Source organism: Tolumonas auensis DSM 9187 (assembly GCF_000023065.1).
Taxonomy (GTDB): domain Bacteria; phylum Pseudomonadota; class Gammaproteobacteria; order Enterobacterales; family Aeromonadaceae; genus Tolumonas; species Tolumonas auensis.
On record NC_012691.1, the window covers coordinates 1551511 to 1576036 of the forward strand.

Genomic DNA, 24526 nt, shown 5'->3' on the forward strand with positions numbered 1-24526 from the left:
TCCGTATAGATGGTGTGATCTAACGACTCAGGGCTGACTCAGCAGAAGATAGCCGGCCAGTCCCATTCCCAGTATCCCCAGCATAAACGATAAAAGGACGGCAAATGATTTGGAGTACCTGGGGGGCAGATCGGTTTGAGGCAACTGAGATATATATCTGTAGTGCTGAACGGCGGCAATAACGATCGTCAACGAACCGGTGATAACAAAAAGGATACCCATGAAGGCAGATAAAGAGGTGTGTGATACTGCCGGAATGCTTTGTAATTGAGCTTCAAACAGTTGAATAAATAATCCAAAGCGGGAAACAACAAAACCAAGAGCAATAATTGTCAGCCCGGTGCGTAACCAGGCCAGCAAGGTACGCTCAGCTGCAAAAAACACACGGGGATCAGATTCAGATATGGGCATAATCAGGGTGTCCTGGATGGAGTCAAGGCATCGTTCTTCTGCATTAAGGATAGCGGAAATCAGAAGCAACAGAAACCGATGCTTTCATGCACAAAAAAGCCTCCGTTATAAGGAGGCTAAAAGAAAAGGAGAATCATGAAGCAAGCTTAGTGCGTGGAGACCATTGAACCGAAACGAACTTTACAACCTGCACCCGGGGTTGTATCTGCGCCAATTTTTTCCTGACAGTAAGAACCCGCTTTAAAATAAAACTTCTGAAGTTTCCAGTTAGGGTCGGTGCCAACATAGTCATAAGTTGCAGTGCCGCCACCAGCTACACTAACGTTTACTACTCCGGCATTAGAATCAATGGTGTAACAGAATTTGTTAGCGCCCGGAGAGGCCAGTTTGGTTTTGATTTCACCATTCTCGCCGTTTTCCTGACGCTTGATCTGTGCATATACATCGCCGTTATACCACTGCAGTTTGACCAGTGGTACACCGTAGCTATGGATCTGACCGATAATCACTTTTTTGCTCATGGAAACCTGAGATACCCACACACATGCCTGTAAGGTATGGTGTCCTTCCCAGTTCCAGTCATCACGTGAATTATCACCAATGATTTCACGCAATTCGGAACGGGGATATGAGGAGTTTGGCGTCGTTGCCAGTTTGCCGTTTACAGGCGTCCAGAAAGTCATTTTACCTTTATCATCCAGATAGAAATATTTACTGGCGTAACCGGCCATTATTTCGTCTGGTGATATTTCTGCTGCATCACCGCTACTATCGGCAATCGGCAATGTTATTTTCCATTGACGTAAATCGAAATTACCTGTGGCGGGTGAAATATAAGTGGTGGCTGCTTGTACTGATGCCATAGATAACAGGCATAACAAAATTAATTTCTTCATATAGCTACTCAAAAAATATAAAAATATAATCACCACACCTTTCGGATGGTGATGAGTGAAATTCCAGAAATGGAAAATTAAATACGCAGGAATAGCTCTTCCTGAATCAGGGAATTGCTATTTCAACATCGTATATCCGATTTCATCAAATCTGATTTTTGGGGGGGGGTATATATTCCGCAGTAGTTTCCGCTGGCATATGCAACGGAAACTATTGCGGACAGAGGTATCGTTCGCATCAGCTTTCATCTGGAAGTCCTCGAGCTCTTCAAGGCAATTACACACCTGTGCTAATTCTCACAGGGCGGTACCCGGATATAATCTACAGACATTACCCGGATGCATTTATCATGACGGAATTAAAATAAATATCAATATGTGATTTTTTGAAAACTTATATTTAATAAGTAACTTCATGATAGATATAATAATTTATTTTTCGTTCTTTTGAATTATTCCGGTGGGATTTATATGGGTTTGTTTATGCAAATAAAGACTATTTTGGTGCATTCTCTTTCTATATTAATTGAATTAAGTAATTAACATAGTAACAAATATATTAAAACCTATATTACTTCTTCATAAATTAGTTTTATGAAAATAATGTTAATCCTATTGCTGCTATATCATGCAGTTTTTATGATTTTTGATTTAAATTGGTGCGAATGGAATATTCTGGGGTTGCAAAGTGGTGCAAAAATGGCTTTTTTTAAATTAGTTCTTCCTTATAAATAAGTGAATAACAGGTGTTAATTGAAACTCATTGGTTAAAAAATGAACAGGTAAATGATAATAAAAATCAGTCCCTTGGTTTGGGTTTCGGAAGTTTCGTGTTACTGAAATGTTAAATTGGTTAAAATTTGGCCAGTTTTATGCTCTTAATCACACTGCGTTAAACATATCGTATTGGGAGAGTGCTGTTGACTTAGTTCATGGTGTCAATGCATCACAATGGAATGCATAACTGAAAGGAGCGCTTCATGCGTATCAGTATTTTTGGTATGGGTTATGTCGGCGCAGTTTGTACTGCCTGCCTTGCACAGCGTGGCCACCTGATTATCGGGGTCGATGTTTCCAAACAAAAAGTGGAGCTAATCAATGCGGGCCGTTCGCCCATTGTTGAACCTGGGTTGGATGAACTGCTGACGGCAGGAAAAATCGCCGGACGTATCAGAGCCACGACAGACTATATGGATGCCATCCATAACAGTGACATTACAATGGTGTGTGTACCGACTCCGAGCAAACGTAACGGGGATCTGAGTCTGGAATATATTGAAGCCGTGTGCCGTGAAATAGGCATGGCGATGCGCGAAAAAACCTCCCGTCATACGGTTATTATCCGCAGTACTGTTCTGCCGGGAACGGTGAAAGAGACGGTGTTACCTATTCTCGAAGATTGTGCCCAGATGAAAGCGGGTGCTGATTTCGGGTTGGGTGTTAACCCGGAATTCCTGCGTGAAAGTACGGCGATTCGTGATTATGACGAGCCACCTATGACCGTAGTTGGCGTGTTGGACGAAGAAACCGGCCGTTTGATGGAGCAGCTTTACAGCGACTTACATGCACCGTTTATCTGCAAACCTATCGAAGTCGCGGAAATGGTGAAATACACCTGCAATGTCTGGCATGCCGTTAAAGTCAGCTTTGCGAATGAAATCGGCAGTATTGCAAAAGCGCTGAATGTGGATGGCCGTGAGGTCATGAATGTGGTGTGCCGTGATCATAAACTGAATATATCCAGTTATTACATGAAACCAGGTTTTGCATTCGGTGGTTCGTGCTTGCCGAAGGATGTCCGGGCACTCAATTACCGGGCTGCCAAACTGGATATTCACACTCCGCTGATTTCATCGGTCATGGCGAGTAATGAATATCAGGTCAAGCGTGCGTTTGAGGTGATTGAGTCACTGAATAAACGCCGGGTGGGGATGCTGGGGTTGAGCTTCAAAGCTGAAACGGATGATCTGCGCGAAAGCCCGCTGGTTGAACTGGCGGAGATGTTGATAGGTAAAGGATATCAACTCTCCATTTATGACCGCAACGTTAAGTTTGCCAGCGTACACGGTGCTAACCGTGATTACATCAACGGCAAAATTCCTCATGTTTCTTCACTGCTGGCGGAAAACGAATCGGATTTACTCGACAACGTTGATGTTTTGATTGTCGGTAATAAAGATAAGGCTTTCCAGGCCATGATGGAGTCGTGGCCTGAGGATAAATATCTGGTCGATCTGGCCGGGTTCATGACCAATACCTCTGTGTTTAATAAACAGGGTATTTGCTGGTAACAACGGGTCGGCAGTCCGTCGTTCTGACTGTTGCTTGTTAATCACTGATCGCACACTTTTGCTCCATTAATTAATGGGTTGGGGTTTCTTTTCCCTGTGTTCTGCAAAAGTGTTGCGATCCCCTGATTATTCCTGCCGGGAATGGCGGAATGGGGGCGTTATGGAACGGATGCAAACGATTTCCGGCTGGTTTCTATTAGGTTCTCTGCTGTGTGCTTTAGCACTGATGGTGCCGCCGTCTGTGTTTAAAACTGATCATCCGGAGTTTCTGCTGGTGGTCGGTGGTGTGGGGATTTGGCGATATAGCGTCGGCCTTATGCATTATCTGCGTGGACTGTTTTTCTGTTACGTAGTGTTTCCCCGTCACCGGAAACTGGCTGTAAAAGCAGAGGCCGAACAACCGCCGTCACACATCTATCTGATGGTGACCAGTTTTCGTATTGATGCGATGACAACAGCAATGGTCTACCGGTCGGTGATTGCCGAGGCGATCGCCTGCGGTTATCCGGCTACGGTCGTGGCATCAATTGTCGAGATGTCGGATGAATCACTGATCAATATGTTATGGCAACAGGCGAATCCGCCTGCGGAGCGGGTGACGTTGCACTTTGTGCGTATTCCCGGCACGGGTAAGCGCGATGGATTGGCTAACGGCTTTCGGGCAATCGCCCGGGATATGCCGGATAAGCAGGCGCTGGTGGCGGTTGTGGATGGCGATACTGTGTTATCGGATGGCATTATCCGGAAATCCTGCCCTTATTTTTCGTTATTCCCTCAGGTCGGGGCCCTGACGACGAATGAATATTGCGATGTGTTAGGCAGTTACTGGATGAGCCAGTGGCACAAGCTGCGTTTTGCACAGCGTCATATCAGCATGTGTTCCATGGCGCTGTCCAAACGGGTGTTGACGCTGACCGGCAGAATGTCGTTATTCCGTGCCGAGGTTGTTACAGAACCCGATTTTATTTCTGACGTGGAAAATGATCATCTGGATCACTGGCGGCTGGGACGTTTCAAATTTCTGACCGGTGATGATAAATCCAGCTGGTACAGCATGATGCGGCAGGGCTGGGATACCTATTATGTGCCGGATGCGGAGATCACCACCGTAGAGCATCCGCCCTCAAAGCATTTTCTGGCGGCTGCACGCCAGCTGATGTTCCGCTGGTATGGCAATTCATTGCGACAAAACTCCCGTGCCACCCGTCTAGGGGGAAAACGGCTGGGCTGGTTCACCTATTACGTATTGTTTGATCAGCGGATCTCGATGTGGACCAGTGTATTGGGGCTGACAGCGGCTGTGTTGGCGGCAATCAAGTATGACATCGGCTATCTGGTGATCTATTTACTGTGGATTGCGCTGACCCGGACGGTGGTTTCGCTGATGTTACTGGCCTCTGGCCACCATGTGGGGCCGGGGTTTCCGCTCATGCTGTATTTCAATCAAATCTTTGGTTCATTAATCAAAATCTATGTGGTGTTTCGTTTGGATCGTCAGTCGTGGACACGTCAAAACACCAAACTCAAACATGATCATGGTGCTTTTCAAACCTGGTTTAACCGCTGGTCCACCTCTGCTATGACGTTTTCGGCAGTCAGTGTGTTTCTTGCGGTAGTCGTTCATCTGGTTTAGTCCGGCCAGCTGTTAATGCCAGCGACAGGGCGCCATTGAGGCTGCAAAGGAAGGGGATGAAAGATGACAACTGCAAACTTGAATCTGGTTCATGAAACCGAAGCTCAGCGACGTCATGCCCGGGTGAAAATTCCAGCGCGTTTGATCGTTACAGATCATCAACATAATCAATATGTACTGGAAATTAATGAGATTTCAGCCAGCGGCTTCAGTGTGGTTGATGAAGAGTCCCGTTTACACCTGAAACACATCTATAAGGGACGCCTGTTATTTATCTTTGACTCGGTTGAATTTGTACTGAAAGTGAATTTTCAGGTGATAAATGAACTCATGGAAGAACATCGTTTTGGCTGTGAGTTTCAGGATCTGGGAATACAGGAAGTATCAACCTTGCGGTTACTGATCAGCAAATTCCTCGGTGGCGAGATCGCCCGGGTTAATGACGTTCTGACGACCATGAACCGGGAAAACTTCACGAAAGCGAGAAAAGTGAATACCAGTGCAGGGTTAACCGGCTGGGCACGGGTCAAGGCATTGTCGGTGACGCTGGTCGTGTTTGCGATTGGCCTTGGTGCCTTTATCTCTTTGCTGACGACGCTGGCAACACATTTTCTGATGACCAATGCCCGCAGCGCGTCGGTGGTATTACCACAGCTCTCAGTGTTGATGCCAAGAGAAGGCAACGTCGACTTACTGGTGAAAATCGGGAGTCAGGTCAAAGCGGGTATGCCGGTCGCCCGGATACAGGCGCCGTGGACTGAACAGTTAACGACCATGCTGAAAAGCAGCGCATCGTCCGATCCTGAATTGCTTTCATTGTTACAAACACAAATGAATTACCCCCTGACGAGCCCCTGCGATTGTGGGGTGGTCGGTGTGGGTGTGATGGCTGACGGACAGTTTCTGGAGCGGGATAAAGCAGTGGTACAGCTGGTGCCAGCGCAGAGTAAACCTTATATACAGGCGAATTTTGATTATGCCGATTACGCCGGTTTGACTGCAGGCTCAAAAGTCTCTCTGACCTTACCGGGTTTATCTCCTGAACTGAGCGGTACCGTGAGTCAGGTAGTAATGAATGAACAAATGCCTAATCAAACGCAGGGGGTTGTTTCGGTCGTGGTGATTCCGGATAAACCGCTTCCGGCTGCAGCGGTAGGTTCTCCTGTGGCGGTATCGATAGCGCCTTCCTGGCTGGGGCAGTTATACCAGACGGCGCAGGAATTACTTACCAGGATTATTCCCACTCCCTGAGAGGGCAAGTCATGAAACACTCTATTCTGTTGATTTTATTAATAAGTGGTGGGTTGCTGGCCTGTCAGAATAAAACCACTCAGCTCCAGAAAAAAAGCCGGATCGATATCAATCCGGTCACACAATGGCACTCCTTGCAGGAGTCGGGTTATGCCGGTGCCAGACCGGAACCCGGCGAAACGCGGGAAATGCTGTGGGCTCAGCAGACACGCCGAGGCGATGTCGCGTATGAGCTGATCATGTTCTACAGCCAGTATCCGCAGCACCCCGGCAAAGATAAATTACTGACGCTTGTCCGGCAGGCCGATAAACGCCTGGCACCCAGTCAGCGTATCTGGCTCTGGGCCATGCTACGTCTGCCGGATGCCCTGAAAACAGAAACCACCGCGGCAGAGTTAAAGTCAGTCTGCCAGAACATCGCGGTGACTACGCCGGCATTTGGCTACACGCAACCTTCTAATCTGCAGTTATGCCGGCGTTTGCAACTGATGGCATTACGTCAGCAAGGTGACGCAGGATGGCCTGAACTGTTTGCGGCAATAAAAGCTGATCTGGATTCTAACCGTCTGCTGGACAGTGATGTTGTGCCGTTGATGACAACATTAACCAGCAGTTCTTCAGGGGCGCCGATGAGTAAACCGGCGATCGAGCTGGCAAGTCTGGCCGGTGGACGGAATCCGCAGGTCGAACTGATGCTGGCTGGTTTATTACTCGGTCAGCCTGGCGAAGACGCAGAAACCAGCCAAATCGAAAAACGTCTCGTGGTATTGCATCAGCAAGGGGAAAAACAGGCTGCCTATTTACTCGGTCGTCTTTATCTGGAAGGGCGCAGAACAGTAGCGGATCCCCATAAAGCCGAAAACTGGCTGAAACAAAGTACCGAATTACCTGAAGCCAGTTATTTACTGGGACGACTGTACCTCAGTGGCATGCTGGATGGTGAGCTTCGTGTGCAGGAAGGTATAAACCTATTGGTCAAAGCAGCAAGAGAAGGCTACAGCAAAGCGGACGTTGCTCTGGCAGATGCCTTCCTCCATACGCCGGGAATAAAAGCGAATCCTGTTTATGCCTGGGTTTTTGCCTCCCTTGCATTGGAACAACGGCCTGACAGCCGCAAAGAGCAACAGCGGTTAGCCGATCTGAAATTAGATCTGCGCCAGCAGCAACAGGCTTCGGTGTTATTGGCGCAAGAGCGCAATAGCAGAAAATTCAGAACAGCAGCACAGCTACCTCAGCTTCAGACACAAGTCAGTCAGACTGAGTTAGTCAGTAATTTCTAACCGGAATGATGTTCTGTCCGCATTGCGGAACCGCTGATCAAGGAGTTGATCATGAACAGAATGCTATTAGTCAGTATTACGGCTGCAGGATTGATGCTGGCGAGCCTGGTACAGGCTGTTCCTTATGATATTCAGACTATTCAGCAAAATATGCTGGTTCAGGCTGTGCCTGAACTTCCGGATCTGAGCCGTTATACCCGACAAGCGGTGCTTGAGAAGCAGGCTAAATGGCATAAAAAAACAGAAAAAGTCAATTTAGAGCGCATGATCAACGACATTGCTACCCGGAAATTTTTCAAAGGCGGCAAGTTAGGTGTATGGGCGAAAAAACAGGGGCAATTCCCGAAAGCCGTGTTTGTGCATGATGGTTTGCTGACGTTACCTGCACTTCACCAGCGTTTGCCTGATGCGTTAGTCAAGCTGAACAGTCATCAGTATTTACTGCGTTACCCGATTGTTGTCATGAACGGTGCGGCTTTGGCGATCTCGCCGGGAGAAGAGTTGTTAATGTCGCATGAACGCGGCAGTTTTGTGGTTAATGCCGGTGACTTTTTCATGGTGGACGGTGCCTTGCGTGGCTGGCGCGAAAAAGAAAAGGCTCCGGCCCGTTATGACGGTAACCGCGAGGAATACCGCCCGTTCTATATAGGCTGGAGTGGTTCCGGTACATACATCTATGGTTCTTTACTGGAGAGCCTGGGGTCATATAACAGTAAAGCGTATGGCTTTACACTCTCTACTTATACCGAACAGGATAGAATGTATGCGCCGATCGGGCTGAACCTCCATCAACGACCAACCGGCTGGCTGATCAACAGTCGGATCACCGATGTCTATTATGGTTTTTATTCCTATGAAGCCGAAAATGTCGCACTCGTCGGCAATAAATATTACGACAACATCTATTACGGTATTGATCCGCATGATCACTCCTACCGCCTGATCATTGCTAAGAACGAAGTCTGGGGAACCCGCGAACGTCACGGCATCATCGGCTCACGGGATGTCAGCCATTCCTACATATTTGGCAATGTCACTCACGACAACAAACTGGCCGGTATCATGCTGGATCGGGCCAGCAATCATAATGTCATCGTACAGAACAGCAGTTATAACAACGGCAGTGATGGCATCTCTATTTATGAAAGCCATCAGAACCTGATTGCCGCCAACCAGATCTACAACAACAAATTCCACGGTATTCGCTTTCGTAACAGCCTGGCTATCCGCATGCAGGACAACGTGATCCTGCAAAATGGCCGATATGGAATTTACGGTCATCTCAGTGATCTCATGGTTACCTATGACGCTGATTCAGGACATGAACCACGCGATCTGAAATTAGATCCCTATGAAATGCGGGGCTCGGGTTCTGTCTCCGGCGGGATCATTGCCATGAACGGCAGCGGTGCGTTGTTTACCCAGGGGCTTGAAGAGATCGGCATTGGCAAACTGACCCTGGATCAAAATGGTCGTCGCGGCAACATCACGCTGGGCGGTGATTTATTGCCCTACAGCGATGAAATCGCCCGGGTATGGTATGGCGATTCCGCACCCGTTTATTTCCGTCAACCGCATTTATCACGCATGAATGGCCAGGGATGAGGAGACAGATCATGACAAATTACCGGAATATGTTGATGGTCGTAGCTCTGGTATGTGGTTCATCACTCGCAGCCACTCCCGGGAGTGCAAATGATCCCCAATATGTGGCTGAACCTTGTTGTCAGCTGTGCCCTGATGCTCAGCAGGGAAATGCGAATGTCCCCGGTGGATTACAGGAAGGGCGTGATGGCTGGTTATTCACGTCAGCCAGTCGGGCATTGGCACCCGCGGATTCAGAATACCGGATGTTGTTGTCGTTATTTGCACGGCAATTAGCAGAAAAAGGCACTTCTCTGATGCTGGTGATGCCGCCGCCGCGTTCATTGATGTATGCCGAAAAACAACGGGGAAAAAGCGATGCGGATAGTTTGCAGATGTATCTGCAAACGCTGAATGAGTTCCGACAAGCGGGGATCCAGGTTCCAGCCTATGAACAACTATTACTTCAGACCGGGGAGAAAACCGAGCCGTTTTTCTTCAAGCGGGATCTGAACTGGACATCGGCCGGCGCGCGTAAAAGCGCAGATTTTGTGGCGACGGAGATCCGCAAGTTACCACTATTTCATCAATTACCGGAACAGCGTTTCGTCACACAAACCCAGGGCTGGCTGAAAGTAAGTGGCGAGTTAAATAATCAGTCCGGCGCGGCGTGCGGGGGGCAACGTTACCCGCTGGAATATACACCACACGTTGTAACGCAGGCTGTCAGCGACGACACGAATAAACCCAATCGTATTTTGCTGGTGGGCTCCAGCCGCTCTGTAGACAGCCATTTTAATTTCAATGGATTTCTGCAACAGGCGCTGGCCCGCAAGATTGAAAATCATACCGATGCCACCGGCAACAGCACTCAGAGCTGGCTGAAAATGTTAGCTTCAGATCGTTTCCAGCATCAGCCGCCGGCTCTGGTCTTATGGGAGTTGCCCTATGAAAGCCGGGAATTAAGCACATCTCTTTTACGTCAAATGGTGGCACTGGTCGGGAATGGTTGTGAAACCAGACCTGTGCTTCTGCATGAGGTAAAAACCATTTCCGTGCCGCAAACAGAAGATCTGATATTTGCCAATAAGTTGCTTGAAACCGCGCCGGAACAACTGGTCTTTGATCTGACTTTTAATAATCCCAAAATCGAGCAACTGCTGCTGACCGTCTGGTTTTCTGATGGAGGCAAAAGTGATTTTCAAATCAGGAAAAATACAGCTTCCGTGACGGATGGTCGTTTCAGCTTTGTTCTCGGAAACATTCAGTCCAAACAACAGCGCCAGTTCGTGTCGATGGATTTGACCCTTCCCGACAGTCAGAGCCGGAATCTCAAAGTCAGCGCCAATGTATGCCGTTTGCAGGGCAAGTTACTACAGGCAGCGGGGAGATAACCATGAAACAGCCTCTCTGGTTTTTAGGTATATGGTTCATGGCTGCTCAGGTTCAGGCTGAATTACTGGCTCCCGGGGGGTATCTGCAAGGTTCTTTGCAATTAAAGGAATCCGGTAAAGCGTTGGTTTGTCCGGCTGTCGCTGTGTACTCCGGTGAACTGGATCTGCCGAGTAAATATGTACAGACAGAAAAATCAAAAGATGTGATTGATGAAGAGAATGATGCCCGTTATAAGGCACTTTCTGCACCCATGTCAGATTTACAGCAACTTTCCGCCACCATGACAGACCGATTGTTTAAGGGGAAAGGGACGGCGGGAGACATGGCCTGTTTACGTCGTCACTGGCTGGCCTGGGCGGAAGCGGATGCCTTATTGCAACCGGCTAAAACTGCATCCGGTAAGGCGGTGCGTAAATGGACACTGGCTGCGATTTCGGCCAACTATCTGAAAATAAAGCTGAATCTTCCATCAGAAGATACGCCGTTATTTCCCAAAACCGAGCAACAGGCGTTAGAAAACTGGCTGGCAAAATTAGCCATGGAAGTCATGCCCGACTACAGCAATCGCCGGCCGGAGCAAATTAATAATCACGACTACTGGGCGGCCTGGGGGGTGATGGCAACAGCTGTGGTGCTGAACCGGCAGGATATGTTCGATTGGGCCGGTAACGTTTATCAAACCGCAATGATGCAAATTACCGCGGAAGGCATTTTGCCCAATGAGCTGAAACGCCGCAGCAAAGCACTCAGTTATCACAATTTTGCACTGCAGCCGCTGGTCTTGCTGGCTGCATTTGGTGAGGCCAATCAACAGCATTGGCTGGAAGCAAAAAATTCCGCACTCCAGCGACTGGCGAATCTGGTGATCAACAATGTCGATGACAGCCATTCACTGGAACAAGCCGCAGGCGTGAAACAGGCTGATGAAAGCTTGCGCGAACACAGCCGGCTTTCATGGTTAGCCCCCTACATCGCCATCTCCGGAGATAAGCGCTGGCTGCCGTTACTCAAATCATTATCGTCGCTGAAAACCACCCGGCTCGGCGGCGATCTGCAATATCTCTATCTGCGAAATGAGCCTGGGCTGGCTGATAAACAAGCCCGTGTAGTCGTAGGGACGATGACGATCCCGAACAACATGGAGCAACAATCATGATTCCTGTGATTTTGTCTGGTGGTAGTGGCTCACGACTCTGGCCGCTTTCCCGTAAACAGTATCCAAAGCAATTTCTGAATCTGTTGGGAGAACACACACTTTTACAGCAGACAGTAATGAGATTACCGGAAAAACAGTTCGGTAAACCATTTCTGGTTTGTAATCAGCTGCACCGGTTTATTGTCCGGGAGCAAATGCAGCATATCAAACGGTCAACCCACAGTGTGTTGCTTGAACCGTTTGGCCGGAATACAGCACCTGCCGTGGCACTGTCCGCCATGCTGATTCTTGAAGAACAAGATGATGATCTGATGCTGGTGTTGCCGGCTGATCATGTGATCCGTGATGTTCCGGCTTTTCATGCAGCGCTGGAACGGGGCCGGGTCGCAGCGGAACAGGGCAAGCTGGTGTTATTCGGTATCGTGCCGACCGCACCGGAGACCGGCTATGGCTATGTGAAAAGTCATAACGTCAATGGCATGGAGGCCGTGCCAGTAGAACGATTTGTCGAAAAACCAGATCGAGCTACCGCCATCAACTTCCTGGCCAGTGGCGATTATTTCTGGAACAGCGGCATCTTTATGTTTAAAGCCAGCCGCTACCTTCAGGAACTGAAGAAATTCCAGCCGTACATCTACGATAACTGCCAGTTGTCGCTGGAGCGTAAATTCCGCGATCTCGATTTCTGGCGTATCGATCCGGACAGTTTCGCTTTCTGTCCTGACGATTCCATTGACTACGCCATCATGGAAAAAACCGATGATGCGGTAGTAGTGCCACTACAGGCCGGATGGAGTGATGTCGGTAGCTGGTCTGCGTTGTGGGAAGAGCAGGACAAAGACGAGAACTTCAATCTGGTAAAAGGCGAAGCTGAACTGATAGATACCGGGCACAGCTATGTTCATACCACTCATCGTCTGGTTAGTCTGATCGGTATGCAGGATACCGTCGTGATAGAAACCAAAGACGCGGTACTGGTTGCGAATATCAACAAAGTGCAGGACGTGAAACAGCTGGTGAAACAGCTGGAAAAAGAAGATCGCCCGGAAGTGCAGCACCACCGGGAAAAATTCCGGCCCTGGGGCAGTGTGGATTCCATTGATAAAGGCCAGCGGTTTGGTGTCCGGCATATGGTGATTCAACCAGGGCAAAGCATTTCGTTACACCGGCATTTACACCGGTCCGAACATTGGGTGGTTGTTTCCGGGTGTGCGCAGGCCACGATCGGAGAAGAGACCGTTCTGATGGGCGAAAACCAGTCGACCTATATTCCGGCAGGAATCTTTCACCGCCTCAGCAACCCCGGCCAGGTGCCACTGGAGATCATCGAGATCCAGACCGGGAGTTATTTGCAGGATAACGATATTGAACGCATCGCGGATATGTATGGCCGTGTCAATGAACGGGATTCAGTGCCTGTTCAGGGCTGGCCTATGGCGCAAGGCGTTCGGATCATTCCGCATTAACTCAATAACAAATGCCGGGTTGACTGGTGCCGATAACAGGCACTGGTCAGTCATAGTGCGCAATCGGAACAGTTGATAGCAGAGGAAAAGCAAAATGGGATCATTTAATTGCTTTAAGGCCTACGATATTCGTGGGCGACTCGGTGAAGAGCTTGATGAAGATGTTGCTTATCGTATTGGTCGTGCTTTCGTCCGATACCTCAGTGCCCATTCGGTTGTAGTCGGTGGTGACGTCCGCCTTTCGAGTGAGCCTTTAAAACAAGCCTTGATCCAGGGGCTGCGTGACAGTGGTGCCAATGTCATCGATCTGGGTATGACCGGTACAGAAGAAATATATTTTGCTACCTGGTTTTTAGGTGTTGATGGCGGTATCGAAGTGACCGCATCCCACAATCCAATCGATTATAACGGAATGAAACTGGTCAGAGAGGGAAGTCGCCCGATCAGTGGTGATACCGGATTAGGCGAAATCCGGCGTATGGCTGAAATGATCGACTATGGTCCGCAAGCAGAAACTCCCGGGAGCTACCGCAAAGAGAGTTTGCTTTCTGCTTATGTTGATCACCTGATGACGTATATCGATCTCGAAAACATTCAGCCAACCCGACTGGTGGTCAACTCGGGTAATGGTGCTGCAGGGCATGTCATTGATGCAATTGAGCGTGTTTTCATCAGCCGGAACGTGCCGGTCGAGTTTATCAAGATCCATCATGAACCCGACGGTACCTTTCCGCATGGTATTCCTAATCCGCTGTTACCTGAAAATCGCAGCGATACCGAGCGGGCAGTTCAGGCGTATGGCGCCAGAATGGGCATTGCGTGGGATGGTGATTTCGACCGTTGCTTCCTGTTTGATGAACATGGCGAGTTCATCGAAGGTTATTACATTGTGGGCTTGCTGGCGGAAAGTTTCCTGCTCAAGAAACCGGGTGCCAGCATCATTTACGATCCCCGTCTGACCTGGAATACCGAAGAAATTGTCGCTGACAATGGTGGTATTCCGGTTATGTCAAAGACCGGGCATGCGTTTATTAAAGAACGGATGCGGGCAGAAGATGCCATTTATGGTGGTGAGATGAGCGCACATCATTACTTCCGCGATTTTGCTTACTGCGACAGTGGCATGATCCCATGGTTGTTAGTGCTGGAACTGCTTTCCGTCCGGGGCAAACCGCTCTCCACGCTGGTGGAGGAAAGGATCGCCCGTTTTCCATCCCCCGGTGAAATCAACAGCCATCTCAGCGAACCGCAACATGCCATACAGCGAGTATTGGCCACATACAGCAATGCCGCCCGGCACATCGATTACACCGATGGGATCAGTCTTACCTTTGATGACTGGCGATTTAATCTGCGTAGCTCAAATACCGAACCGGTTGTCCGGCTCAACGTTGAATCACGTGGCAACGTGGCGTTGATGCAGGAAAAAACCGATGAAATATTAACGCTGTTGCGTCAGGGAGGATGAAATCATGAAAATGAAGGAAGAAACATTTCAGGCGGTATGGCAGGCCATTGGCAGTGAATCACTGCAACAACCACTCTGGCTGAAAAATAGTTTGCAACACTATGAGTGGGGCACAACCGACGTTTTACCCTGGTTGCTGGGTATTGCCAATCCGGAGCAACAACCTCAGGCTGAGGTCTGGGTCGGGGCACATCCCAAGGCACCTTCAGAAGTTATTTTCCCTGAGGGCAGCGTCATGCTGGATAAACTGATCGACAGTCAACCCCATGCGGTACTGGGTGCGCATTCGATCACACGTTTCGGGCCAAAACTCCCGTTTTTATTCAAAATTCTCTCTGCCAGAAAGGCTCTGTCCATTCAGGTTCATCCTGACTTGGCTCAGGCACAAGCCGGGTTTGCGCATGAGGAGGCTGTTGGCATTCCGATTACCGCGCCAGAACGTAATTATCCGGATGCCAATCATAAGCCGGAGCTGCTGTATGCCTTGACCCCGTTTTACGGATTGATTGGTTTCCGGCCGATTGACGAAATAGTGCGTCTGTTAACGCTGGCCGGTGAACAGCAATTACTGCAATGGGCAGAGCATCTGCAAAAAGGGAGAGAATCTGCATTAGTTCCCTTTTATCGCTGGCTTTTGTTGTTATCACACAAAGAGGTTACACATTTACTGTCTGCCATATCACCCAGCCTGCAATTCAATCCGGAACCGACATTTACCGAGATCCAGCGACTGGCGCATGAATACCCGGCTGATAGCGGTGTTCTCGCTCCGCTGGTATTGAATCTGGTATCTCTGGTTCCGGGGGAGGCAATCTTCATTCCGGCCAGAACCCCGCATGCTTATTTGCGGGGTACGGGTATCGAAGTCATGGCCTGTTCCGACAATGTGCTGCGGGCCGGATTGACGCCAAAACATATCTCCCCCGGTGAGCTGCTGAACACAGTGATATTCCAGAGTATGCAACCAGAAATCATACGACCGGCAGTTGTTGGAATGGAACAACGCTTTTCTGTTCCGGTGGATGATTTTGAGTTGTCGATTGTGCGTCTGCAACAGGGGGATCATTTCCCTGCGGGTATGTCGGCCGATGCAGAGTTGCTCTATTGCCTGAAAGGTGAAGTTTCACTGACGAATGAACTCGGCGAGTCCTGGCTATTAGCACCGGCAACAAGTGTGTTATTGCCTGCCGCCAGTACAGGATGGCAATTAAGTGGTTATGGAAAGATAGCCCGAGTGCGTATCAGACCGTCGTTGATGCATTAATCAATGTGGCCTGATTTTTAATTATGCAGAAAAATCAGGCTGCGTTATCCGGAGAAAAGCTCATGAAACTAAATGTGCTCATCTTTTTATCGTTGTCAGTCTGGCTGTGGTCAGCGCAGGCCAGCGGAAGTTGCAGTAGTACCAATGTGCGTTATGCCAGTTCAAGTAACATCCTTTATATACAGACCGGCGGGGTTTGCGGGCTGGGTGAGATTTCCGCCTTCAGACCGAAACAACTGGTGAATCAGGGCAGTGGAGTCTATTTGCTTAAAACCAATCTGAAATTGACGGATGGGTCGGTTTTGCTGGTGGATGGTGATGACCTTGCTGCGCCAGTATCTGAACTCCGGCTATTGTCTAACAATACGGGTACAACAAATAGCGTGGTGAATATCACCGCCGATTACGGGACAGTACAGATCAATAACACGAAAATCACCTCGTGGGATGAAGCTGTTCAAGGGCCGGATACAGAATATGGCACGTATAAACGCGCTTATATCAGAGTTCGGTCATCGACAGTGGATAAGCAATCCCGTATGGATATTTCCAACAGCGATATTGGGTATCTCGGTTATTACGCGTCTGAATCGTATGGGCTGACGTGGAAGGTAACCGGTCCGTTAACTCAAGTCCGGGTGTTCGGTAATATTATTAATAGCCGTATTCATCATAACTACTTCGGTGTGTTCACCTATGGCGCGTACGGCATGATGATCAGTGATAATGAAGTCGATCACAATGTGAAGTATGGCCTTGATCCACATGATGATTCTGATTACCTCAGTATCATTGGCAATAGCGCTCATCACAATGGTAATCACGGCATTATCTGCTCACAGCGTTGTGACAATCTGGTGATCCGCGATAACAGCAGTTACAGCAATACCGGACACGGCATCATGCTACATCGTTCGGTTGACTACACACTGGTGGAGAATAATCTGGTTTTTGATAATACAGATACGGGCATCGCATTATTTGAAAGTAACAATAACGTGCTGAGGGGGAATATCGTGCAAGGTAATGTACGTGGGATCCGCCTGTCCGTTGGTTCATCAAATAATCAGATTGAAGGTAATATGATTTTTGGCAATACGGGAAACAGCATATATACCTATCAGGGCTCAGATACACCTGCGCGGGCCGGTAATGATGGTATCAACCGGAATAATAACTGGTTCCAAAATACGGTGACCGCCAGTGGCAACTACGTTCTTAAATTGAATGCCACCGATCAGGATAGTTTCAGTGATAATGATTTTACTGGGAATCCAGACGCCAAATTTTCGGTACAAGGCGCCACGAACACCAGTTATACCAATAATCTGCTGGATCCGGGCATGACGTTACCCTGAGACAAACTGACTGAAAAAAGCGTAAACGAAAAAGGCCACCTGAATTCAGGTGGCCTTTTAAATTTGGTTGCGGGAGCAGGATTTGAACCTACGACCTTCGGGTTATGAGCCCGACGAGCTACCGAGCTGCTCCATCCCGCGTCAATGGAGCGCATAATAGTGATCCGAATCACGTATGGCAAGAGGTATTTCGATATTAATTATCAATTGCTCAATAAGTTAGCAATTCGCTCTAAATTCAGACATGCAGTAACTTACCCTCAATTCATATCTGTTTTATCAATTCACAGCTATAATGCACGTTTATTTGTTCCAATGAATTAGAGACGAATGGCTGACTTTTTTGCAACATGCCCGAAAGGGTTAGAATCTATACTGGCTGCTGAATTATCCCGATTTGGCGCATCTGACGTTAGAGAAACGGTAGCAGGTGTCGCATTTAGTGGTGAACTTGAGGTGGCATACCGGGCATGTTTGTGGAGTCGCTTCGCTTCCCGTATCGCACTGGAGTTAACCTCTTTTTCTGCCGATACCGATCTGGATCTTTATCTCGGCTGTTTTAACGTGCAGTGGGAAACGCATTTCTCTGTTGATCAATCCTTTGCCGTCGATTTCTCCGGCACCTCCAAAGCCATCAATAACACGCAATACGGCGCCTTGAAAGTCAAAGATGCGATTGTGGATCGTTTTACCAAGCGCAGCGGTATCCGGCCTTCCGTGGATAAAAAAATACCGGATGCACGCGTGATGGTGCACTGGAAAAAAGATACCGTGACTGTTTCTCTCGACTTGTCCGGCCCGGCGCTGCATCAGCGTGGCTACCGTGATGAAACCGGTGAAGCACCACTGAAAGAGAATCTGGCCGCCGCTGTTTTAGCGCGTAGTGGCTGGCAGAATGAACCGCTGTTAGATCCGATGTGCGGTTCAGGAACTCTGTTGATCGAAGCTGCCATGCAGCTTTGCGATATGGCACCGGGTTTGTTGCGTCGTCGTTTCGGCTTTGAAAGCTGGTTACAGCATCAGCCGGAAGTCTGGCAGCCGATCATTGCCGAAGCCTCTGTGCGTGCGAAACGCGGACATAAAGAAGCCCTGCTGCAGCCAGATCGTTTTGTCGGTTTTGATGTTGATAGCCGTGTATTACAGCGCGCTAAAGCAAATGCGAACCGCGCTGGCGTTGGCGATCTGATCCGTTTTGAACAATCAGATGTGATGCAATTGCACAACCCATGGCCGGGCAGTAAAGGCTTTTTAGTCAGTAACCCACCGTATGGTGAACGTCTGGGTGAATTCCCTGAACTGCTGAAGTTATATCAAAGTTTAGGCAGCGCATTGCGTACCGAGTTTCAGGGCTGGCGCGTGACAATTTTATCCGCATCACCGGAACTATTGAGCTGTCTGCGTCTGCGCGCAGAAAAACAATACCGTCTATTTAATGGCGCGTTGGAATGTCAGCTACGTAATTATCAAATTGCTGATAACTCTGTCGCATCACAGAAAACGGTGGCGGAAGATTTTGCTAACCGTCTGCGCAAAAATATCAAAACGTTGGATAAATGGGCTCAGCAGGAAGGTCTTGATGCTTATCGTATCTACGATGCTGATTTGCCCGATTATAATGTGGCGATCGACCGTTACACCAACCATCTGATTATTCAGGAATATGCACCGCCGAAAACTATTCCGGAGCATGTTGCGCGTCAGCGTATTCTCGATTTGATGCAGGCGGCTATCGAAGTCACCGGCGTGCCGGGTAAAAATGTGATCTTGAAAGTCCGTGAACGCCAGAAAGGTGAATCGCAATATCAGAAACTGAATGCCGAAGGGCAGTTGCTTGAAGTGAAAGAGTACAATGCGAAGTTTTTGGTCAACCTGCGTGATTATCTGGATACCGGTCTGTTCCTGGATCACCGTTATACCCGTCGTATGTTAGGGCAACTGGCCAAAGGAAAGGATTTCCTCAATCTGTTCTCTTATACCGGAACTGCCACAGTGCATGCAGCACTCGGCGGCGCACGTACCACCACGACCGTGGATATGTCTCGTACCTATCTGAACTGGGCGCGCGATAACATGCGGCACAATGGCTTAACGAGTTGGCAGCATAAGTTTGAACAGGCTGATTGTCTCGACTGGTTACGCCATTGCGAACAGACCTTTGATCTGATCTTTATCGATCCGCCGACGTTCTCGAACTCCAAGCGTATGGACGATACGTTCGATGTTCAGCGCGATCATATTGATGTTATGGCGATGCTGAAGAAAATTCTGAACCCAGACGGCTTGATTGTTTTCTCGAATAACAAACGTCAGTTCAAAATGGATTTTAATGGTCTCGCTGAGTTGGGTTTAGTCGCTGAAAATATCAGTGCTAAAACCTTGCCGAAAGATTTTGCGCGGAATCCGCATATTCATAACAGCTGGCTGATCCGTCATGCACCAAAGACTGACGTATCGCAGGAGCAGGCATAACCGTTATGGCTATTTTTTCTATTCAACAGGGTTATCTCTCATACAGCGCAGCGCCGTTACTCGATCATGTAGAGCTACACATTGAGTCTGGCGAGCGTCTGTGTCTGGTTGGCCGTAATGGCGCGGGTAAATCCACACTGATGAAAGTGATCAGTGGTGAGGTTTTGCTGGATGACGGCTCGATAACTCATTTGCAGGATCTGAAAATTGCCCGTTTAGAGCAGGACCCGCCACAAACAGAATCTGCCACCGTCTATGACTATGTGGCTGATGGTGTGGCTGAACTGGGCAAGATCCTGGCCGATTATCACCACCAACTCACGCTATTGGCTGATCACCATGATGACGATCGCGTCATGCGCCGTCTGAGCGAATTGCAAGAGCAGCTCGATCAGCAACAAGGCTGGCAATTCGATACCCGCATCAGTCAGATCCTCAGCCTGTTATCACTGACGGCCGATACATCTCTGGCTGATTTATCCGGTGGCTGGTTGCGTAAGGTCGCATTAGCCCGTGCGCTGGTTAATGAGCCTGATTTATTGCTGCTTGATGAACCAACCAACCATCTGGATATCGACTCTATCGCCTGGCTGGAAGATTTTTTACGTCAATACAAAGGCGCTATTGTTTTTATCAGTCATGACCGTGAATTTATCCAACGCATGGCAACCCGTATTGTCGATCTGGATCGGGGCGTATTAACCTCCTGGCCGGGAAACTACGATGCCTATCTGGCAGGCAAAGAAGAGTGGTTGCGGGTTGAAGAGCTGAAAAATGCCCAGTTTGATAAAAAACTGGCGCAGGAAGAAGTCTGGATCCGACAAGGCGTTAAAGCGCGTCGTACCCGTAATGAAGGCCGTGTCCGGGCACTGAAAGCATTGCGTATGGAACGTGGCGATCGACGCGAAAAAGTCGGTACCTCTAAAATTCAGCTGGATGAAGCGGTTCGTTCCGGGAAAATTATCTTTGAAGGCGAGGGCGTCAATTACAGTATCGAAGGGAAATCCCTGATCCGTAATTTTGACTTCCGCGTGATGCGTGGCGATAAGATTGCACTGATTGGTCCTAATGGCTGCGGTAAAACAACGCTCATTAAATTATTGCTGGGCGATCTTCAGCCGGATAGTGGCACTTTGTATTGTGGCACCAAGCTGGAAGTTGCTTATTTTGACCAGTATCGGCAGCAGCTTGATCCGGAAAAGACAGTCATGGATAACGTGGCAGATGGCCGTCAGGAAGTCGATTTCGCGGGTCGTCGCCGACATATACTAGGTTATCTGCAGGATTTCCTGTTCGAACCGAAACGGGCGATGACACCTGTCAAAGCACTTTCCGGCGGTGAAAAGAATCGTTTATTGCTGGCTAAGCTTTTTCTGAAGCCATGTAACCTGCTGATTCTCGACGAACCAACCAACGATCTGGATATTGAAACACTGGAATTACTGGAAGAGTTACTGGCGGAATATCAGGGCACACTGTTGCTGGTCAGTCATGATCGACGCTTCATTGATAATACCGTGACACACAGCTGGTTGTTTGAAGGCGATGGCCGGATCACGCCTTATGTCGGTGGTTTTGCCGATGTTATGGCTACTCGTCAGCAACAGTCAGCAAAAATAGTTGCATCGGCGCCAGTAACAAAAAGTACGCCTGATGCGCGTGATAAAGAAGAAAAACCAGCAATACCGAAAAAAACTCGTAAACTTTCGTATAAGTTGCAGTCAGAACTGGACGGACTACCGGCTCAACTGGAACAATTAGAAGCGAAGATCGACTCGATACAATCTCAGATCAATCAACCTGACTTTTTCAGTTTGCCGGTAGAGCGCACCAAAGAAATTTTAGATGCCCTGCAACAAGCTGAATTGAATTTGGAACAGGCTTTCGCCCGCTGGGAAGAGCTGGAAGCGATGAAGAACGAGGAATAGTGTCTAATGAAAATGAACCGAATTGCAGCTTTGCTGCCTTTGTTGCTGGCTGGCGCGGTTTCAGCTGCGCAGAGTCCTTTTTATACGATTACAGAAGTCGCGACTTCTGCTGACAGAGGCGATGCTAATTTTGGTCCCTGGGCATTAAGTATCTCCGGTGATGGTTCAACTGTTGCGACGTTAGCGGTTACCAGTAACTGGTATTCCTATTTCCGTATGGTACCAACAGGTATGGATCTGGCACACCGCTTCAGATATGAAAGTGGATGTGATGGTATTTTATCTTCTGCAACGTGTGATGCGTATTTAGATAACAGTAACACTGCATCTCAATGGTTTGCTGATTTAAACAGTAATGCTGATCAAACTTATAATGTGATCGCTAGTGGTGTCTCATCAGGAACTATCACAACTGATACCATCGCTGAATCAGATGGCATTGTTACCCGTTATGGCCGTGATGCCAGTGAAGTGACCTCTGTTGGCTATGTCTCACTCTCCGAACATAGAAGAAAAGCGGTCGCTACTGTTGCCGATACATCAGTGGATGTAACGAATGGCACGGATTACGCTTTTGCTTCCGCGTATGACATTATTCCGGTCGGTACTAATTATCTGGTGCTGGGTTCTGCCGGAAACATAAAGAGTACGGCCTATAACTACTGCTACAGTAACGCAAGTATTGAAGATTACAGTCAATATTGCCCTGGTTATGAAACGCAGGCGGCATTCTGGCTGGTGAACTCTGCCGGTGTTACGGCTACACAACGTGCAGCGTCCTACAATACATCAGAATCAACAGATTATCCTTACACCGCCAGCGCGATGAAGGTGGCGTATGTTGATGGAAGTTATGTTGCGGTAGGTTATTCAGCGACAGAAGGCTACAACTCTCAACCGAAGAATCTGGCCACTTTCTGGAATTTAGGGGCGCTGAGTTCAACCGGAACATTGCCTTCAGGGTTAACTTCTACAGCAATCTTCGCTGATTCGGGCGATAACCCGGGTACTGATGACGATGACACGATTGATAACAGCTGGGCTGTTGACATCAACGAAGATGGTTACATCGTTGGTAACCGTGTGTACCGCAGACTGGTCAGCCGTAATTACCCAACGCAGATGTTTGTTGCCAGATACAGCGCCGGCGCTATTACATCTACATCGATCCCTGTTTCGACCGATGGCGTTAACTCCGAAGCAGCAGCCCTGAACAATAGCAACCAAGTTGTTGGCTGGACGGATGAACGCAGTGTCACGACTCAGCCGGTTTATGGCTCGGTACCGCGTCTGCAGGAAGCGTTCCTGTATAACATCACTTCAGGTAGTCGTTATGCAATTAACGATCTGATTTGTGGTCTTGATGATGCGGGAGCAAAAACCTGTACCCAGAACGGCAAATACTATTACATCGAATATGCGAATGACATTCTGGATGACGGCACCATTCTGGCGTCTGCGCGTCGCTATGACAGTTATGACGACTGGTCAGCCTTGAGCAATGGTACCAATGTTGTAATTAAGCTGGCTGCGAACTATTCATTCAGTAATGGTGATGTTCCATCTGGTTATGTAGTGGATAATCAGTTGCCAGTATTTGACTACGGTGCAAGCAGCGGTAGCAGTGGTGGTGGTAGTTTCGGCTTCTTTGGTTTGATCGCTATGGCAGGTGCTGCGCTGGCTGGTCAATATCGCCGTTTCGTAAAGAAAGAGTCATGATTCCGTCACAGTATCATGATGAAATTGGGTTTCAGCACAAAAAACTAACGATTTTCTATTGATCTTAGTGCCCTGATCCGATATCAATTAAGACGACAGAGATACAGAGGCTGTCGTCTTTTTTCATTGTGGAAAAGAGGGTTAATAAGTATGAAGAGACAGAAAAGAGATCGTTTAGAAAGAGCGCGTACTAAAGGGTACCAGGCTGGCTTGGCTGGGCGTTCTAAAGAGCTCTGTCCTTATCAATGCATAGATGCAAGAGGCTATTGGCTGGGTGGCTGGCGAGATGCGGTAGATGAACGCTCTCAGGGATATATGGTTAATTAATCACAAATTCATGTAAAAAGGCTCACACTGTGAGCCTTTTTACTTTGGGTCATATCTGAAAAAATCAGAACGATGACGTGTCCTGGAACAGACCCACTTTCAGATCAGTTGCCGAGTAAATCGGACGGCCGTCAACTTCAACCACACCATCAGCAATACCCATGATCAGTTTACGCATGATGACGCGTTTCATCTGGATTTTATAAGTTACTTTCTTCGCTGTTGGCAGGATCTGGCCAGTGAATTTCACTTCACCAACGCCTAATGCACGGCCTTTACCCGGGCCACCTTTCCAGCCAAGGAAGAAACCAACCAGCTGCCACATTGCATCCAGACCCAGACAGCCAGGCATAACCGGATCACCTGGGAAATGGCAATCAAAGAACCATAAATTGGATGCGATATCCAGCTCGGCAATAATCTCGCCTTTTCCGAATGCACCGTCAGTGTCAGTGATTTTAGCAATGCGATCCATCATCAGCATATTAGGTGCTGGTAATTGGCTGTTGCCTTCACCAAACAACTCACCACGGCTACAAGCCAGCAGGTCTTCTTTAGTGAAACTGTTACGACCCTGATCGCACAGGGATACTTTAGGAGTATTGGTCATTTCTGCTGACACGCTTATCA

General features: G+C 48.4%; 18 protein-coding genes and 1 tRNA gene. 15 read left to right on the top strand and 4 right to left on the bottom strand.

Annotation, left to right across the window (positions count from 1 at the left end; translation table 11 throughout):
• Window positions 1-27 precede the first annotated feature (27 nt).
• On the bottom strand, window positions 28-411 hold the full coding sequence (locus tag TOLA_RS07180) for a YidH family protein (protein ID WP_015878492.1): 384 nt from the start codon (window positions 409-411) through the stop codon (window positions 28-30).
• Between the two features lie 146 nt (window positions 412-557).
• Complete coding sequence (locus TOLA_RS07185) at window positions 558-1307, bottom strand: polysaccharide lyase family 7 protein (protein WP_015878493.1); 750 nt, start codon at window positions 1305-1307, stop codon at window positions 558-560.
• A gap of 980 nt (window positions 1308-2287) precedes the next feature.
• Between TOLA_RS07185 and TOLA_RS07190 the strand changes: the two genes are divergently transcribed.
• From TOLA_RS07190 to TOLA_RS07240, 11 genes are all read left to right on the top strand, one after another.
• On the top strand, window positions 2288-3598 hold the full coding sequence (locus TOLA_RS07190; RefSeq protein ID WP_015878494.1) for a nucleotide sugar dehydrogenase: 1311 nt from the start codon (window positions 2288-2290) through the stop codon (window positions 3596-3598).
• A 160-nt stretch (window positions 3599-3758) separates the two neighbouring features.
• A complete protein-coding gene (locus TOLA_RS07195) occupies window positions 3759-5231 on the top strand; it encodes a glycosyltransferase family 2 protein (protein WP_015878495.1) in 1473 nt (490 codons plus the stop codon).
• A 63-nt stretch (window positions 5232-5294) separates the two neighbouring features.
• Window positions 5295-6482, top strand: coding sequence for a PilZ domain-containing protein (locus TOLA_RS07200; protein ID WP_015878496.1), 1188 nt, complete (start codon window positions 5295-5297; stop codon window positions 6480-6482).
• 11 nt (window positions 6483-6493) lie between these two features.
• Window positions 6494-7762: a tetratricopeptide repeat protein gene (locus TOLA_RS07205; RefSeq protein ID WP_015878497.1), complete on the top strand. Its 1269-nt coding sequence runs from the start codon at window positions 6494-6496 to the stop codon at window positions 7760-7762.
• 51 nt (window positions 7763-7813) lie between these two features.
• Window positions 7814-9367 (top strand): NosD domain-containing protein, encoded by a 1554-nt coding sequence (locus TOLA_RS07210; protein WP_015878498.1) that lies wholly within the window; start codon window positions 7814-7816, stop codon window positions 9365-9367.
• A gap of 11 nt (window positions 9368-9378) precedes the next feature.
• Complete coding sequence (locus tag TOLA_RS07215; protein ID WP_015878499.1) at window positions 9379-10740, top strand: alginate O-acetyltransferase AlgX-related protein; 1362 nt, start codon at window positions 9379-9381, stop codon at window positions 10738-10740.
• Window positions 10741-10742: 2 nt separating this feature from the next.
• Complete coding sequence (locus TOLA_RS07220; RefSeq protein WP_015878500.1) at window positions 10743-11897, top strand: polysaccharide lyase; 1155 nt, start codon at window positions 10743-10745, stop codon at window positions 11895-11897.
• Window positions 11894-13363: a mannose-1-phosphate guanylyltransferase/mannose-6-phosphate isomerase gene (locus tag TOLA_RS07225; RefSeq protein ID WP_015878501.1), complete on the top strand. Its 1470-nt coding sequence runs from the start codon at window positions 11894-11896 to the stop codon at window positions 13361-13363. The genes TOLA_RS07220 and TOLA_RS07225 overlap by 4 nt, the downstream gene beginning before the upstream one ends.
• A gap of 94 nt (window positions 13364-13457) precedes the next feature.
• The gene (locus TOLA_RS07230) at window positions 13458-14831 is read left to right on the top strand and encodes a phosphohexomutase domain-containing protein (protein ID WP_015878502.1); all 1374 of its coding nucleotides are present in this window, start codon (window positions 13458-13460) and stop codon (window positions 14829-14831) included.
• Between the two features lie 4 nt (window positions 14832-14835).
• Complete coding sequence (gene manA, locus TOLA_RS07235; protein WP_015878503.1) at window positions 14836-16095, top strand: mannose-6-phosphate isomerase, class I; 1260 nt, start codon at window positions 14836-14838, stop codon at window positions 16093-16095.
• Between the two features lie 62 nt (window positions 16096-16157).
• Window positions 16158-17453 carry a right-handed parallel beta-helix repeat-containing protein gene (locus TOLA_RS07240; RefSeq protein WP_015878504.1) on the top strand — a complete coding sequence of 432 codons (1296 nt, stop codon included), beginning with the start codon at window positions 16158-16160 and terminating at the stop codon, window positions 17451-17453.
• 64 nt (window positions 17454-17517) lie between these two features.
• Here the strand turns inward: TOLA_RS07240 and TOLA_RS07245 are convergent.
• A tRNA-Met gene (locus TOLA_RS07245) sits at window positions 17518-17594 on the bottom strand.
• Window positions 17595-17783: 189 nt separating this feature from the next.
• On the opposite strand from TOLA_RS07245, the gene rlmKL reads away from it, so the two are divergent.
• The 4 genes from rlmKL to rmf all read left to right on the top strand — a co-directional run bounded on the left by rlmKL (window position 17784) and on the right by rmf (window position 23896).
• Window positions 17784-19922, top strand: coding sequence for a bifunctional 23S rRNA (guanine(2069)-N(7))-methyltransferase RlmK/23S rRNA (guanine(2445)-N(2))-methyltransferase RlmL (gene rlmKL / locus TOLA_RS07250; protein WP_015878505.1), 2139 nt, complete (start codon window positions 17784-17786; stop codon window positions 19920-19922).
• Window positions 19923-19927: 5 nt separating this feature from the next.
• On the top strand, window positions 19928-21850 hold the full coding sequence (uup, locus tag TOLA_RS07255; RefSeq protein WP_015878506.1) for an ATP-binding cassette ATPase Uup: 1923 nt from the start codon (window positions 19928-19930) through the stop codon (window positions 21848-21850).
• Between the two features lie 6 nt (window positions 21851-21856).
• Window positions 21857-23569 carry a DUF3466 family protein gene (locus TOLA_RS07260; RefSeq protein WP_015878507.1) on the top strand — a complete coding sequence of 571 codons (1713 nt, stop codon included), beginning with the start codon at window positions 21857-21859 and terminating at the stop codon, window positions 23567-23569.
• Window positions 23570-23719: 150 nt separating this feature from the next.
• The gene (rmf, locus tag TOLA_RS16475) at window positions 23720-23896 is read left to right on the top strand and encodes a ribosome modulation factor (protein WP_015878508.1); all 177 of its coding nucleotides are present in this window, start codon (window positions 23720-23722) and stop codon (window positions 23894-23896) included.
• Window positions 23897-23960: 64 nt separating this feature from the next.
• Here rmf and fabA read toward each other — a convergent pair whose 3' ends face one another.
• Window positions 23961-24506, bottom strand: a complete 546-nt coding sequence (fabA, locus tag TOLA_RS07265; RefSeq protein ID WP_041609489.1) for a bifunctional 3-hydroxydecanoyl-ACP dehydratase/trans-2-decenoyl-ACP isomerase — start codon at window positions 24504-24506, stop codon at window positions 23961-23963.
• Window positions 24507-24526 lie beyond the last annotated feature (20 nt).